Consider the following 13,875-nt stretch of genomic DNA (forward strand, 5'->3'; position numbering starts at 1 on the left):
TGATTATAATAGTCGCCGGTCGGCGAGACCCACTGCTTGGGGTCCTTCGACAGCGTCAGCAGCTCGTCGTTCGAAGCCGCCGCGACCGGCGCAGCCGCAGGGGCCGTCGCCGCGGGAGCCGACGGCGCAGCGGGAGCGGCGCCGGAGCCCCATTTCTGGGCCTGCTCAGGCGAGAGCTGCCACGTTTGGGCATTGGACGCACCCGAGGTCACCAGAGCAAGGATACCCACTGAAGCCGACAGCAACAGCTTTCGCATAAGCTTTCCCTCCCGAAGATGGGGTTTTTGTTTTGTGGCCGCTTGACGGAACCGCGGCTTTCTTAAGGTACTTTCCATCAAAAAACCAGAGCGTGCAGACACCCATCCGCTCGGGATGTCAACACGCAACCACCCCCCTCAACGAAAATAGCCTCCGGAGGCGACTCCGAAGGCTCTTCAACTGATGTTTATCAAGGACTGCGAAGCTAGGCCGAAGCGCGGAGATGGAGCCGCGTCGCCGCCGTGTCGACCCAGTCCTGGATGAGATGGCGCCACTCAGTCATGCAGCGCTTGGCTGCGAGCTTGCGCGCGCGCTGCGCGACCAGCCGCGACAGCGGCGTGCGAAACAGCGCGAGCCCGCCATAGCCGCAGTCGCACAGCAGGGAATGCGCCTCCCGCATCGACAGATTAAAGAAGGCCATCCCCTCCCCGACGCTGTCCCCGCGCAAGCCGTCACGGCGAAACTGGGCGTCGTGGTAGGCGTGGGCGAGCGGCGAGCGCTCGAGCCGAAGCGCGAGGCGTTCTTTCCTGGAGTAGCATTCCATCGTCGAAAACAGCCTGACCGGCTCGTCCCTCGACTCCAGAAGGTCCGCCAGCCGCTCCAGTCGACGCCGGCGCACCGCCCATTCTGCGTATTCGGGTCCATAAACGCGTGCCGTACGGGCAAGCTCCTGAATGGCTCGACGTTCCATATGCCACCTGCCTTCCCGAGGTCATCCCCTGACCAGAACTGACGTGACCCTTCGTGGTTCCGGGGTTGGCTCACAACGCGCTGCGGAACAGCGCGGCCACTTCGCCGTTCAGGTCGACGGACGCCGAGAGAAAGCGACATGACTGTGGCGGATTATATCGGCGCCGCGGCCGCGGCCTGCTCCACCGCAAGCTTTGCGCCGCAGGCCTGGAAGATCATCCGCACGCGCGACACCTCGGCGATTTCCGCGAAAATGTACGTGCTGACGGTCGCCGCCTTTCTGCTCTGGACGTCTTATGGCTGGCTGCGCCGCGACTGGGCCTTGATCCTGCCGAACGCGATCTGTCTGGTTCTGGCCGCCTTCATTCTGACCATGAAACATCTTCCCCAACAGAAGAAGGACGCCGTCGCCGACACGCTCGATCCGGAGCGCTAGTGTCCTTTCAGCGTCTGGCCATCCCTGTCGCGCAGCCAATTATGCGCGCGCGTCGCCGCGATGGCGCCATGGCCCATGGCGACGCTGATCTGGTCGAGCCCAGCGACGACGTCGCCCGCGGCGTAAAGTCCGGGAACCGCGGTTCCGAAGATCGCCTCCGCGGCTAGATTGCCGTCGCCGTCTGGAGACAGACCCAGATCCACGGCAAGTTTCGCGCGCGGGCGCAGCCCCAGCGCGGGATAGACGACATCGAAGCGCAAAGTCTCCGCGCAGCCCTTGAGGCGCAGCCGCACGCAGGCTCTGCCCTGAACGAGCTGCTCGACAGGCGCGTCGATCACAGTCACGCCCGCCTGCAAGAGCTGTTGCAGAGTGTCTGGGGAGAGGTCCGCGTAACGTCTCGGGATCAGCGTGACGCTCTCGGAATATTGGCGCAGGAACAGGGCCTCCCCCGCCCCCTGCGCGTCGCAGCCGATCACCGCGATGCGCTCGCCGATATGCTCGTATCCATCGCAAATCGGGCAGTAGCGCACGACGCCCTCGGCGATCGCGCAGTCATGATCGCCGGCGTCCAGCTCGATTTCGTTCATCTCGACGCCCGTCGCGAGGAGCAGCGTGCGGGACAGCCAGCGCCGCCCGTCATCCGCGACACTCGCGAAGCTGCGGTCGCAGATGGACGCGCTTTCGACATGCGCCTTCACCAGAGCGGCGCCATATGTGGCGGCGTGGCGAGTCATCGTCGCCAGCAGCCGTTCGCCTGAGACGCCCTCTGGATAGCCCGGCACATTGTGGGAGAGCGGTATGTGCGCGGCGCGACTGGCGCCATCGTGAAGAACGAGCGTCGATCGCTGGAAGCGCGCGAGATATAGCGCCGCGCTGAGCCCGGCGGGGCCTGCTCCGATGATGACTGCGTCCCATACCTCGGCCACTGGCGTCGCTCGCCTCCGGGACGCGTCCAACGACGGTCCCCGCCGCCACAACGGCCCGACGCAGCCGGATGTTTCTCCCTGGCCCGAAAATCCCCCTCACCGCCAGGAGGCGGCGCCGAACTCCGTCATCACAATATCCCTGATCTGCTCGGCCCAGATGCGGTCCATCAGCCCCGTGGGATGGCCGTCGCCGGGGATGAACAGCGGCCGTCCGGGGTAAGCGGCGGGATCGACGAGCCTCGCCTCCGCCACATGCAGCCCCGCGTTGCGCAGCTTCTGCATGATCTGCTCATTGCCATAGGCGGGACCGAGGCGATAACGGTCGGTGGAGACATTGTCCGGCAGATACATGATCAGCGTCGGGACGCCATATTTCTGACGCGCCACCTCGCCGGCCCTGCCCAGCACCGCGACATAGAGATCCACATCCGCCTCGTCGATCGGCGGCTCGCGCGATTCGAAGAAATAGTGGAACATCTCTGTCGAGCGCAGCAGGGCGCGGGCGGCGCCGAAGAGGCCGGACGCCGCCTCGGAACAGGCGCCGCGATAGACCAGGGCGCCGTCCTGCATCACATAGCGCGGCGCATACCACTGATTGCGCTCCTTGCAGGCGCTGCGGCCCGCGTGCCAGGGCGCGCTCAGCATGATGAACAGGCGCGGGTCCTTTTTCAGCAGCGCGTCATGTTCGCCGATCTCGAGCGCGCGCAGGAACTGCTGCGGTCCATAGGCTGTGACCGCGAGATTGAGCACCCGGAATTGGCGGTCCGTGAGGTCGGCGAAGGCCTGCGGCAAGGTCTCATTGTCATTGAGACCCGCGCCGAATGTGATGGAGTCGCCGAAGAACGCCACCATCGGCCCATCGGACGCCGAGTCGACCTTGCGCGTGAGATGCTCGTCGATGGTGTTGACGACGTCATAAACAACTTCGCCATTGGCCGCGATCTTCTTCTCGTGAATGGGGCCGGGACGCGCCGGCCGCCAGCCGAGCTCGCCGACCCGCGCCCAGCTTCCACGGTCCTTGTAGGTCGTCGCAAAGCCGCCGAGATGCAGCGAGACAACCTCGATGATCCCGAAACCGAAGGTGAGCGTGGCGCAGAGCAGCGCGATGTCCCGCCAGCGGCCGCGAAAGATCGCGATGAAGTAGACCCAGGTCGCGAAGATGATCGCCACAATGAGCAGCACCACGTAGCGGGACGGCTGCACGAAATTGAGGACGCCATAGATGGCGAGGCCGGCAAGGAGGATGGCCGCCGCTGTTTTGAGAAGGAGTGCCCGTGTCATGCTCGAACCTGCTGTGAAAAGCGGCGCAAGGATAAAAATGCCGCGAGACGTCCGGCGGCGTCAGAGATCGCTCATCTTGTCTCGGCGGCCGCGTTGGACGCGCCGAACTTTGCGGCCACGAAATCGCGCAGGCGTTCGCCCCAGATGCGGTTGAGAAGCCCGGTCGGATGGCCGTCGCCGGGAATGATGAGCTGTTTGCCGGCGTAGGCGTTGAGATCGATGGTGAGATCCATCACCTCGAGCCCGTTGTCCCGCAGGCGGCTCATCATGCTGGTGTTGGTCACGCCCGGTCCGAGCTGGTAGCGCGGAGTCGACAGATCGTCCGGGAGATACAGAACGAGGGTCGAAACGCCGTATTTCTGGCGGGCGAGTTCCGCCGATTTGGCGAGGATCGCAATATAGAGATCCATGTCCGTCGGTTCGACGGGCTTTTCCCGGCGGCCGATGAAATGGTCATAGGCCTCGGTCCAGCGCAGAAGCGTCGTCAAGCCCTGACGGAAGGTGGACTGCCGCGACGCGCAGGAGCCCTTGTAAACCGGAACGCCATTCTCCAGCGCATAGCTCGGACCAAACCAGGCGTTGTCGGCCTTGCAGGACGTGCGGAAAGCGTGCCAGGGCGCCGACAGGATGACGAACAACCGCGGATTTTGCGACAGAACCGGATAGAGATCGGTTTCCAGCGCCCGCAACATCTGCTGCGGTCCATAGCCGGACACGCCGAGATTCACGATGTGATAGACGCCCTTCGTGAAATCCGCGAAGATCTGCGGCAGCGTGTCGGAATCATTGACGCCGGCGCCATAGGTGAAGGAATCGCCGAAAAAGGCGATCAGCGGCGCCGTCTGCGGCGAAACGACCTTGCGCGAGAGATCCGGCTCGATCGTATAGGCGACGTCGAAGATGACGTCGCCGTTGGCCGCGACCTTCTTTTCATGGATGACGCCCGGGCGAATGGGGCTCAGACCGAGTTCGCCCTTGATTCCCCACATCCCCTTTTCGCGAAACGTCGTCGGCGAGTTATTGAGACGCCACAGCACAATCTCGACGCCGACGAGGCCGAAGGCCAGAGAGGCGCCAACAAGCGCGACATCGCGCCAGGCGCCGCGCAGCACGACGACGAAATAAGACAGCAAGAGAAAGACAAGCGTGATTTCGTATAAAACGAGATGACGGTTCGCCTGAATGAACTCTGCACCCAACCATGCAAGAACAGCGGCGACGAAGACCGCGCCTGTTACTTTGAGGTGGCGTTTAAAATCGAGCATGGAGCGTCAAACCCGGATCGCGGCCTGCCCCCACCGGGCCTCGCCGCCTGCGTAAACCAGCCGCGACTGCTAATTCATTGGCGCCCAAATTGCAATTCTACTGAGTTCAAGACCCCTGCGCGAGCCGGGCCGTCGGGGCCGCGCCCGCAAGCGGCGGGCGGCGCCCGCGCCCTCCACAGAGGCTCCCTGAAAGTGAAACGATGGGTCCACGGCATGGGCCCACATGGCCAGGGCGCGTCCCTAGCAGCCAGGAATGGCGTCGCTGGCGATCCAGGCGACCTGACGGGCGCCGAGGCTTGCGCGCGTCTCGGCCAGAGAATTGTCGCGGTCGATCGCGCGGCAGGCGTCTTCAACGACGACCGCCTCGAAGCCGAGCCGAACGGCGTCCTCGGCCGAGAAGCGCACGCAGAAATCCAGCGCCAGCCCGGCCAGGAACAGACGGCTCAGGCCGCGATCGCGCAGATAGCCTGCAAGACCCGTGGGCGTCTCGCGATCATTCTCGAAAAACGCCGAGTAGGAGTCGATCTCCCGCCGGAACCCCTTGCGCAGGATGAGCTCCGCGTTCGGAGCGGACAGGCGCGGATGAAAATCGGCGCCGTCGCTCCCCTGAACGCAATGATCCGGCCAGAGCGTCTGCCGGCCATAGGCGACGTCGATCGTCTCGAACGGCCTGCTCCCGGCATGCGACGACGCAAAGGAAACATGCCCCTGCGGGTGCCAGTCCTGAGTGAGGATGACATGACGGAACGCCCGCGCGAGCCTGTTGATGGCCGGGATCACCGCATCCCCGCCCGCAACGGCAAGGGCGCCGCCGGGGCAAAAATCATTCTGCACGTCGACGATGAGGAGCGCGTCACGCTCATATGTCTGGGCCTGCGCGCCCATCAACCCGCTCCCATGCGCCGGTCCGCCTCCGCGGCCAGAGCGCGCAGAGCGTCTGAAATCTCGACGCCATAGCTCGCCCCCGGATCGAGCCTTCGCAGAGGCTCGGGAAGCCGCGCGAGGGTTTCCCGGGCGCGCGCGCGGCACTCCTGCATCGTGGGCGGCGGGCTCACTCTTTTTCCCGCGCGCATGACAGGCTGCAACAGCGGCTCGCCCGCGATGGTCTCATGCGCGAGCGCAATGAGGTCGCCGCTCATGCGGCCGTCGGGGCCATAGCGGCGCCAGACCTGTTTGCGCCCCGGCAGCGTCTCTTTGCCGGGGGAGCGCTTTCGGCGTGGGGCGCCCTGATAGTCCTGGAGCTTGTAGGCGCAATCGAGCGCGGGCGCGTCGAAGGAGGTCGTCAGACTCGTGCCGACGCCGAAGCCGTCCACCGGCGCGCCGGAACGCACGATCGCGCTCATGTCGTCGTCGTCGAGGCCGCCGCTCACAAGGATGCGAACGTCCCGCATGCCGCCCGCGTCGAAAATCGCGCGCACCGCCCGCGACAGGGCGATGAGATCGCCGCTGTCGAGCCGCACAGCCTTTATCCTGACGCCGCGCGCCAGCAGGCGGGGCGCCAGCGTCACGAGCTTCCGCGCGGCCGCCTCCGTGTCATAGGTGTCGAGAAGCAGGACGAGATTCTCGGGATTGGCGTCGGCGAAAGCCTCGAAGGCCCGTGTTTCGTCGTCGAACGCCTGGATGAAGGAATGCGCCATCGTTCCAAACAGCGGCGCGCCGAACAGCTTCCCCGCCAGCACGGTCGCCGTGCCGTCATAGCCGGCGAGATAACTTGCCCGCGCCGCCAGCAGACCTGCTCCGGCGCCATGGGCGCGGCGCAGACCGAAATCGACAAGCTGCCTGCCCTGCGCCAGCAGCACGTGCCGCGCCGCCTTGGAGGCGATCAGAGTCTGAAAGTGTAAAAGATTGATCAGCCGCGTCTCGACGAGTTGCGCTTCGATGATGGGCGCCGTCACCCGCAAGATCGGCTCGTCGGGAAAAAACGCCGTGCCTTCGGGCATGGCGTGCGCGTCGCCCGTAAACCGCAGCGACGCGAGCCGTTCGAGAAGCGCCGGGCTGCATTCGCCCGCGCTCTCCAGCCAGTCGAGATCACCCTGCGAGAAGGCGAAGGATTCCAGAAAAGCGAGCGCCTGCTCGAGACCCGCCGCCAACAGAAAGCCGCGCGTGGGCGGAAGGCGGCGCACGAAGAATTCGAAGACCGCCGTTCCGGCCATCCCCTGCGCCAGATAAGCTTCGGCCATCTTGAGCTGATAGAGATCCGTCAGCAGCGGGCTGTCGGGGCGGTCCATCCTGGTCTCCTCCGATCCTTCCGGGACGATAACGCGTCACCGGCGCCGGCGGGCCGAATTTGCAGGGACCGTTGCTTACCCGAGCGCGGCGGCCGCGTCCGGAACGCTCGCATGCGCGCCGAGGATCGTATCGAAGCCGCTCACCGCCATCACCTCCCGAACGCTGCCGGACAGACCGCAAAGGGTCAGCGCGCCGCCCAGCGACTTGGCTTTCTTCGCGGCGATCAGCAAGGCGCGCAGACCTGCGGAGCTGATGTAATCGACATTCGAGAAATCAACGATCACCTTCGCGGGCCCCTCGCTGATGAGCGCCGTACAGCGCGTCTCGAAGGCGCCGGCCGTGCCGCTGTCGATCCGGCTCCCCGGCCTGATGACCAGCAAGCCGTTCGAAACTTCATGCGTCAGGTCCATTGTCTCATTTCCTCAGTGACGGTTGCCTGGCCGCCTTTTATGATCGCACAGCCACGCAAGCTTTAGCCCCAGTCCCCGCCAGCCGTCCAGCGGGGATGCATATCTTCGAGGAACAGGCATGAGCCTAGCTTTAGACCGCTCCAGGAGCGGCGAGACCCTGCCGCAGATCAGCCTGATCGAGGAGTTTCTGCTCCTGACGCTCGAGGACAGCGGCGGCGAGTTCGACAGCGTGCCGGAGATCTATCTCAGTTGCGGGATTGCCGGCGCGGCGCTGATGGACCTGGCGCTCAGGAACCGCATCGACTCCGATCTCGACGGCGTGTTCGCTGTGGATGCGACGCCCACGGGCGACGCGTCGCTGGATCGCGCCCTGGCCGAGATCGCCGCCGAACCGCGGCGCCTGAGCGCGCAGGACTGGATTTCGCGCCTGTCGCGGCTGGCGCCCGCCATGCGGAAAGCGGCGCTCTCCACGCTCTGTGCGCGCGGCGTTTTGCGTCAGAGCGATCATGCGTTTCTCTGGGTGCTCAAGGAGCGGCGCTACCCGGTCATCGAAGGGCAGGAACGGCCGGAGGCGAAGAAGCGCATCCTCGCGCTGCTCTACAATGACGACATCCCCTCCCCCGTCGATGTCGCGCTGACCTCGCTCGCGGACGCCTCCTTCGTCTTCGAACGCATTCTTGCGCCGAAGGAGCTGCGACGCGTCAAGCCGCGCATCGAGCAGATCGCGCGCATGGATCTCATCGGCGGAGAGATCGCGCGCACCGCCCATCGCGTGAACGTCGAAACGCGCGCCGCGGAGAGGCGCACCGTGATCGCGGGCCTCGCGGGCAATGTGATGGAATGGTACGATTTCGGGGTCTATGGCTTCTTCGCCGCGGCTATCGGCTCGCAGTTCTTCCCGGCGCATGATCCCTCCACCTCGCTGCTCGCGTCCTTCGGCGTCTTCGCGGTGGGTTTCATCGCGCGTCCGCTCGGCGGTCTGCTCTTCGGTCATATCGGCGATCGCCTCGGCCGGCGCGCGGCCGTCGTCGCCTCGGTCGTGTTGATGATCATTCCGACGCTGCTGATGGCGATCCTGCCCACCTATCAGCAGATCGGCGTCGCCGCGCCCATTCTGCTCGTGCTTCTGCGTCTCGCTCAGGGCCTCGCCGTTGGCGGCGAGTATACGACCTCCATGGTTCTGCTCGTGGAGGAGGCCCAGCCGAGCCGGCGCGGCTTCGTCGGCAGCTTCGCGCCATTTGGCGCGCTTGGCGGCCTGCTGCTGGGGTCCGCCGTGGGCGCGACGCTGCTTGCGTTCCTGCCTGAACAGGCGGCGTCGACATGGGGCTGGCGCCTCGCGTTTTTCAGCGGCCTCATGATCGGCCTCGTCGTCTTCCTGATCCGTCGCCGTTTGCCGCCCGACGAGAAGATCGTGCAAACCGAGGACGCGCGCAAATCGCCGTTGGGGGAAGCCTTCCGCACGCAATGGCGCACGATCCTCAAGGTCGTCGGCTTCACCCTCGGCAATGGCGTCGGCTTCTATCTCTGCTTCGTCTATATTTCGACATGGCTGAAGGAGCAGCAGCATGTGTCTTCCTCGGCTGCGCTCACCGTCAACAGCCTCGCCATCTTCTGCATGCTGATTCTGACGCCTCTCGCCGGCGCGCTGTCCGACCGCATCGGCCGCAAGCCCGTCCTGATCATCGGCGCGGCGGGCCTGGCGCTCTCGGCCTGGCCGCTGTTCTGGTTCATCAATACGCCGCATCTGCCCGCGGTGCTCGCCGGCCAGTGCGTCTTTGCGCTGTTCATGTCCTGCTATGGCGCGAGCCCCGCGTTTCTCGTCGAGGCCTTTCCCAAACATGTCAGATGTTCGGGTCTGTCCGTCGGCTATAATCTTGCGCAATCTGTGTTTGGCGGCACGGTGCCGATGGTCGCCGTGTTTCTCATCAAGATCACCGGAAACCCGCTCGCGCCCTCGTACTATCTGATGGTCGCGGGCGCCGTCTCCCTGCTGATGGCGCTGCTCATCGGCGACGACGCCGAGGCCGGAGACGCCTGATGATCGAGGCGCAGACGATCAGGCGCCCCGCATTCGCGCTGACCCGCGCGACCGTGCAGGAGGCGGTCGCCTGGATCGCCGCGCAAATGACGGAGATTGGCGCGACCGAGCGCCAGTCATTCCGCGCGCAACTCTGCGCGGAGGAATTGCTTCTCAACGCCCTCACCCATGGCGGGCGCGAGCCGCTCGCGGCCGTCGTGGCGCTCGAAGCCCTCCCGGAACGCCTTCGCCTGAAGATCAGCGACGACGGCGCCGCCTTCAACGTGGTGGACGCGCCGCACCGGACCCTCGATGAAACGGTCGACTCCGCGGCGCCGGGCGGCTGGGGGCTCGAACTCGTGCGGCGCTTCGCCGAGGCCGCCAGCTATCAGCGCGTCGACGACCGCAATGTCGTCACGCTCGATTTCACACCGTGACGACGACTTCCATGACAGACGAACAAAGCCACGCGGCGCCTGCCGCCCAAGTCGAAACCGGACTCGACGAGGCCATCCGCGCGCTCCTGCCCTCGGCCCGAATGATCGAGCTCGCGCCCGACGCGCTGCTCGTTCGGCAGGGCGAAACAGCCGATAGCGCCTTTTTTCTCGACGAGGGCTCCGTGCAGGTTTACGCCGAGACCGCCTATGGCGCGACGCCGCTCGCGACCTTGCAGGCGCCCCGTCTGATCGGCGAGATCGGCGCGTTCGCGGGGCTTCCCCGCACGGCCAGCATCAGGGCGGCGACCCCCGCGCGGCTCTTCGAGATTCGCCGCGCGCAGCTTCTGGAGCTTGGCGTCGCGTCGCCGAAGATTCTTCTGGCGGCGCTCGAGCAGCTCGGTCGTCAGATCGCTTCCGTGAATGAAGCGCTCGCCCTGTATTCGGACGCCCTCGCCGCTCTCGAAAAGCGCGAATTCGACAGCCGCATCCTCGCGGATCTCGACAATCCGCCGCCCGCGCTGGCGGCCTTCGCGAGCGCCTTCCGCCGTTTCGCCAATGAGATCGTCGTCAAGCGCCGCCAGCAGGATGAAATGGCGAGCGCCGCCCTTATTCAGCAATCCTTCCTTCCGAAAGAAACCGCCCTCAACAAGACGCGACGCGACATCGAAATCGCCGGCAAAATTCGCCCGACGCGGGAGGTCGGCGGGGATTTCTATGATTTCTTCAGAATCGACGACAACCGTCTGGCGCTCGCCATTGGCGACGTCTGCGGAAAGGGGCCACCCGCGAGTCTCTTCGCCGCGATTGTCGTCACCTTGCTGCGCACGATCGGGCGCGATCAGCAGGATGTGGGGGACGCGGTCAACCGCGCCAACCGGCTGCTGTGCGAGGACAATGACGCCGCCATGTTCGCCACTGTCTTTTTCGGCGTGCTGGATTTGCGCAGCGGCGAGCTGCGCTACGTCAATTGCGGCCATGTCGCGCCCGTGCATCTGTCGGCGCAGGGCGCGCCGCGCCGCCTCGCGTCAACGGGCCTGCCGCTCGGGATCGACGCCGACTGCGTCTCGCGCGCGGCCGCCTGCCGGCTCGATCCCGGCGACAAGCTCATTCTCATCACCGACGGCGTGACCGAAGCGATGAACGCCGCCATGGAGGAATTTGGCGACGCCCGTTTCGTCGAAGCCGTGGAAAGGGCTGCGCACATGCCGCCGTCTCAACTGCTCACGGCGCTGGTGGCGACCGTGGACGACTTCGTCGGGGGCGTCGAGCAGGCGGATGACATCGGCTGTCTCGTCATGGAGCGAAAGCCAAGCGATTCATGATCACGGGAGAAGGCCGAGCGCCTTGACCTGCTCTGCGAGAATGCCGCCCATGAGTTCATTGCCCGTGTCCGAGAGATGCGCCCCATCCGTGGCGAACAGGTCGAACTCTTGGCGGTTCTTCGCCTCGAGGAGCGCGTCCGAGGGCGCGGTGATCGGAATGAAGCCAGCGTCTTTCGCGACATCGACCCAGATCCTGTTGAGGGACGACGGTTCGATGGGACAGTCGAAGAGAACGGCGGGAACGGAAGGGAATGTGTTTCTGATCTTCCCCAGCAGGAAGCGGGTCAGATCGATGGCGTCAGGGTCATAGGTCACCGCCCGCACGGTCTTCAGATAGGTGTCCATATCGTTTTTCGGAATCATCAGGAAGCCGCCGTAAGAGTTGGACAGCGAGACCTGAAGCGCCCGGTCGAACACGCCGAAAAGCGCCGACCGATACAGCATCGCGCGATATAGCCGCGCCAGCGCGCCCTCGCGCCAGACAATCGTTTCGCGATCCTTGGCGAGATAGGGCCGCAGCATCCACTGGTTCAGGACCACGGATTTCTGCTCCATCTCGAAACTGTTGTTGCCGAAGTCATTGTCGCAGAACTGATGAACGAGCAGGGTCGGCGTGTAGGCCTCCTTTACCTCCTGCGACAGAAGCAGGCTCTGCAAGGTGCCGTACCCGCCCGACGCCGCCGCAACCACGTAGATGTCGTCAAGAGGCCGGCCGGTCAGCGCGGCGAGCCGCCTGGCGAAGGCGGCGAACCACATCTGATCATTCGAGGCATAGGGCTCGCCCGTATAGGAATCGCCGAGAACGAGGATTCGCACCGGCGCATTGCGGTTCGTCCCGAAGGTCCGCGTTCCATATTCGTCCGTGGTCAGGGTGACGTCGAACTTGCGGCCCGAGAAGGTCGTCTTGCCGCGATGGTAGGTCACGTTCCGTTTCAGTCGCCAGCCGAGCTTCGGATCGGTTTCGTTGACGCCCGTCGGCGCGAGCGCCGAAATCGCCATGTCGAGCCCGACGAGCGCCGCGCCAAACAGCGCCGCGCTGAAAGCAAATGCCGCGATTTTCACGCGGCGCGATGCGTTGGTCTTCTGCATTCAGACTCTCTTGAAAGGCGGCGTTCCCCGAAACCCGCCGATTCCGGCGGGAAACTGCCCCAATTCCGCTCCGTGGACAAGTCTACGCCTACAAGGCCCCGCGCCGGCGAATGGTCCCGGCGGATGCGGCGCTATTTATCCCAGAAAAGGCGGCATCGAGCCTGAAAGGATTGGATGATGACGACCATCCGCTACCACAAGTCGAAAATCGGCGCGCGCGAGCTTGCGCCCGAGACGCTGATGTTGAGCTACGGCTATGATCCGTCCCTTTCCGAGGGCTCGGTCAAGCCGCCGGTTTTCCTGACCTCGACCTTCGTCTTCAAGACGGCGGAACAGGGGCGCGACTTTTTCGATTACATGGCGGGTCGTCAACCGACCCCGGCCGACGCGCCGCCGGGTCTTGTCTATTCGCGCTTCAATCACCCAAATCTCGAAATCGTCGAGGACCGGCTCGCCATTCACGAGAAGGCTGAGGCGGGTCTGGTGTTCGCCTCGGGCATGGCGGCCATCGCGACGACGATGCTGACATCTGTCCGTCCCGGCGAGACGGTTCTCCACAGCAGGCCGCTTTACGGCGGCACCGAGGTTCTCATCGCGCGCACGCTGGCGCCGCTCGGCGTCAAGGGCGTGGGTTTCACCGACGGTCTCGACGGGGCCAACATCCGCGCTGCGGCGGCGCGCGCGCAGGAGGCGGGACGCGTCGCGATGATCTTCATCGAGACGCCCTCCAATCCGATGAACAGTCTCGTGGACATCGCCCTTGTGCGAAAGATCGCGGAAGAGATTGGCGCGCGGCAGGGCGAGCGTCCGCTCGTCTGCTGCGACAACACGCTGCTTGGCCCCGTCTTTCAGTCGCCGCTCGCGCATGGCGCGGACCTGTCGCTCTACTCGCTCACCAAATATGTCGGCGGCCACAGCGATCTCATCGGCGGCGCCGTCGTCGGCTCGGCGGCGCGCCTCAAGCCCATACGCGCCATGCGCAGCGCCATCGGCACGCAGCTCGATCCGCATTCCTGCTGGATGCTCACCCGCTCTCTCGAAACCCTGTCGCTGCGCATGGCGCGCGCGGCGAGCAACGCCGATGTCGTCGCGCGCTTCCTCTCGCAGCATCCGAACGTCAGCCGCGTGCATTACCCGCCCCTGCTTCCGCAGGATCATCCCGCGCGTGCGCTCATGGCGCGGCAGTCCATGTCGGCGGGCTCGACGTTCTCTTTCGAGGTCAAGGGCGGCGAGGCGGAAGCCTTCGCCTTTCTCAACCGTCTCCAGATCTTCAAGCTGGCGGTCAGTCTCGGCGGCACCGAGTCTCTCATCTGCCATCCCGCCACGACGGTGCATTCCGGATTGACCGAGGACGCGCGCCGGGAAATCGGCATCACGCCAGCTCTCATCCGCATGTCGATCGGAATCGAGCACCCGGATGATCTCATCGCCGATATTGGGCAGGCGTTCGAACCATCCCCGTGAGGCTTCGCTGTCGCGGCCGCCCTAAATGATCCGTGCACGTCGCAACAGGAG

Annotated in this window: 14 protein-coding genes; 5 read left to right on the forward strand and 9 right to left on the reverse strand. The window is 65.1% G+C overall.

Translation table 11 applies throughout. The features are described from left to right. Both ACR652_RS14740 and ACR652_RS14745 read right to left on the reverse strand, forming a co-directional pair. Window positions 1-257 (reverse strand): hypothetical protein (locus ACR652_RS14740; protein ID WP_434507232.1); only part of this gene is annotated, 257 nt, incomplete at its 3' end. A 206-nt stretch (window positions 258-463) separates the two neighbouring features. Beyond that, window positions 464-949: a hypothetical protein gene (locus ACR652_RS14745; RefSeq protein WP_434507233.1), complete on the reverse strand. Its 486-nt coding sequence runs from the start codon at window positions 947-949 to the stop codon at window positions 464-466. 138 nt (window positions 950-1,087) lie between these two features. On the opposite strand from ACR652_RS14745, the gene ACR652_RS14750 reads away from it, so the two are divergent. Beyond that, the gene (locus ACR652_RS14750; RefSeq protein WP_434507234.1) at window positions 1,088-1,384 is read left to right on the forward strand and encodes a SemiSWEET family sugar transporter; all 297 of its coding nucleotides are present in this window, start codon (window positions 1,088-1,090) and stop codon (window positions 1,382-1,384) included. Here the strand turns inward: ACR652_RS14750 and ACR652_RS14755 are convergent. The 6 genes from ACR652_RS14755 to ACR652_RS14780 form a co-directional block, all read right to left on the reverse strand. Continuing rightward, entirely contained in the window at window positions 1,381-2,310 is a 930-nt protein-coding gene (locus tag ACR652_RS14755; protein ID WP_434507235.1) for an NAD(P)/FAD-dependent oxidoreductase, read from the reverse strand. The genes ACR652_RS14750 and ACR652_RS14755 overlap by 4 nt on opposite strands. 96 nt (window positions 2,311-2,406) lie before the next feature. Next, window positions 2,407-3,591, reverse strand: coding sequence for a hypothetical protein (locus tag ACR652_RS14760; RefSeq protein ID WP_434507236.1), 1,185 nt, complete (start codon window positions 3,589-3,591; stop codon window positions 2,407-2,409). A 71-nt stretch (window positions 3,592-3,662) separates the two neighbouring features. Then, window positions 3,663-4,856 (reverse strand): SGNH/GDSL hydrolase family protein, encoded by a 1,194-nt coding sequence (locus ACR652_RS14765; protein ID WP_434507237.1) that lies wholly within the window; start codon window positions 4,854-4,856, stop codon window positions 3,663-3,665. Between the two features lie 240 nt (window positions 4,857-5,096). After that, window positions 5,097-5,741: a bifunctional nicotinamidase/pyrazinamidase gene (pncA, locus tag ACR652_RS14770; protein ID WP_434507238.1), complete on the reverse strand. Its 645-nt coding sequence runs from the start codon at window positions 5,739-5,741 to the stop codon at window positions 5,097-5,099. Then, window positions 5,741-7,084, reverse strand: coding sequence for a nicotinate phosphoribosyltransferase (locus ACR652_RS14775; RefSeq protein WP_434507239.1), 1,344 nt, complete (start codon window positions 7,082-7,084; stop codon window positions 5,741-5,743). The genes pncA and ACR652_RS14775 overlap by 1 nt, the downstream gene beginning before the upstream one ends. Window positions 7,085-7,159: 75 nt before the next feature. Next, window positions 7,160-7,495, reverse strand: coding sequence for an STAS domain-containing protein (locus tag ACR652_RS14780; protein ID WP_434507240.1), 336 nt, complete (start codon window positions 7,493-7,495; stop codon window positions 7,160-7,162). Between the two features lie 118 nt (window positions 7,496-7,613). Here ACR652_RS14780 and ACR652_RS14785 point away from each other — a divergent pair, with 118 nt between their 5' ends. The 3 genes from ACR652_RS14785 to ACR652_RS14795 are packed head-to-tail and all read left to right on the forward strand — an operon-like array spanning window position 7,614 to window position 11,271. Beyond that, window positions 7,614-9,533, forward strand: coding sequence for an MFS transporter (locus ACR652_RS14785; protein WP_434507241.1), 1,920 nt, complete (start codon window positions 7,614-7,616; stop codon window positions 9,531-9,533). Further along, a complete protein-coding gene (locus ACR652_RS14790; protein ID WP_434507242.1) occupies window positions 9,533-9,949 on the forward strand; it encodes an ATP-binding protein in 417 nt (138 codons plus the stop codon). Before ACR652_RS14785 ends, ACR652_RS14790 begins: the two co-directional genes overlap by 1 nt. 11 nt (window positions 9,950-9,960) lie before the next feature. Continuing rightward, window positions 9,961-11,271, forward strand: coding sequence for a PP2C family protein-serine/threonine phosphatase (locus tag ACR652_RS14795; RefSeq protein WP_434507243.1), 1,311 nt, complete (start codon window positions 9,961-9,963; stop codon window positions 11,269-11,271). Here the strand turns inward: ACR652_RS14795 and ACR652_RS14800 are convergent, their stop codons facing one another. Continuing rightward, a complete protein-coding gene (locus tag ACR652_RS14800) occupies window positions 11,272-12,360 on the reverse strand; it encodes a hypothetical protein (RefSeq protein WP_434507244.1) in 1,089 nt (362 codons plus the stop codon). Between the two features lie 177 nt (window positions 12,361-12,537). Here ACR652_RS14800 and ACR652_RS14805 point away from each other — a divergent pair, with 177 nt between their 5' ends. After that, window positions 12,538-13,824, forward strand: coding sequence for a cystathionine gamma-synthase family protein (locus ACR652_RS14805; protein WP_434507279.1), 1,287 nt, complete (start codon window positions 12,538-12,540; stop codon window positions 13,822-13,824). Window positions 13,825-13,875 lie beyond the last annotated feature (51 nt).

The sequence above is a fragment of the Methylocystis sp. genome (genome assembly GCF_051061225.1).
Lineage (GTDB): Bacteria > Pseudomonadota > Alphaproteobacteria > Rhizobiales > Beijerinckiaceae > Methylocystis.

Excerpts from the sequence above, each read along its gene's own strand:
- ACR652_RS14745 (WP_434507233.1), bottom strand. The coding sequence starts at position 949 with ATGGAACGTCGAGCCATTCAGGAGCTTGCCCGTACGGCACGCGTTTAT.
- ACR652_RS14750 (WP_434507234.1), top strand. The coding sequence starts at position 1,088 with ATGACTGTGGCGGATTATATCGGCGCCGCGGCCGCGGCCTGCTCCACC.
- ACR652_RS14760 (WP_434507236.1), bottom strand. The coding sequence starts at position 3,591 with ATGACACGGGCACTCCTTCTCAAAACAGCGGCGGCCATCCTCCTTGCC.
- ACR652_RS14765 (WP_434507237.1), bottom strand. The coding sequence starts at position 4,856 with ATGCTCGATTTTAAACGCCACCTCAAAGTAACAGGCGCGGTCTTCGTC.
- pncA (WP_434507238.1), bottom strand. The coding sequence starts at position 5,741 with ATGGGCGCGCAGGCCCAGACATATGAGCGTGACGCGCTCCTCATCGTC.
- ACR652_RS14775 (WP_434507239.1), bottom strand. The coding sequence starts at position 7,084 with ATGGACCGCCCCGACAGCCCGCTGCTGACGGATCTCTATCAGCTCAAG.
- ACR652_RS14780 (WP_434507240.1), bottom strand. The coding sequence starts at position 7,495 with ATGGACCTGACGCATGAAGTTTCGAACGGCTTGCTGGTCATCAGGCCG.
- ACR652_RS14785 (WP_434507241.1), top strand. The coding sequence starts at position 7,614 with ATGAGCCTAGCTTTAGACCGCTCCAGGAGCGGCGAGACCCTGCCGCAG.
- ACR652_RS14790 (WP_434507242.1), top strand. The coding sequence starts at position 9,533 with ATGATCGAGGCGCAGACGATCAGGCGCCCCGCATTCGCGCTGACCCGC.
- ACR652_RS14795 (WP_434507243.1), top strand. The coding sequence starts at position 9,961 with ATGACAGACGAACAAAGCCACGCGGCGCCTGCCGCCCAAGTCGAAACC.
- ACR652_RS14800 (WP_434507244.1), bottom strand. The coding sequence starts at position 12,360 with ATGCAGAAGACCAACGCATCGCGCCGCGTGAAAATCGCGGCATTTGCT.
- ACR652_RS14805 (WP_434507279.1), top strand. The coding sequence starts at position 12,538 with ATGACGACCATCCGCTACCACAAGTCGAAAATCGGCGCGCGCGAGCTT.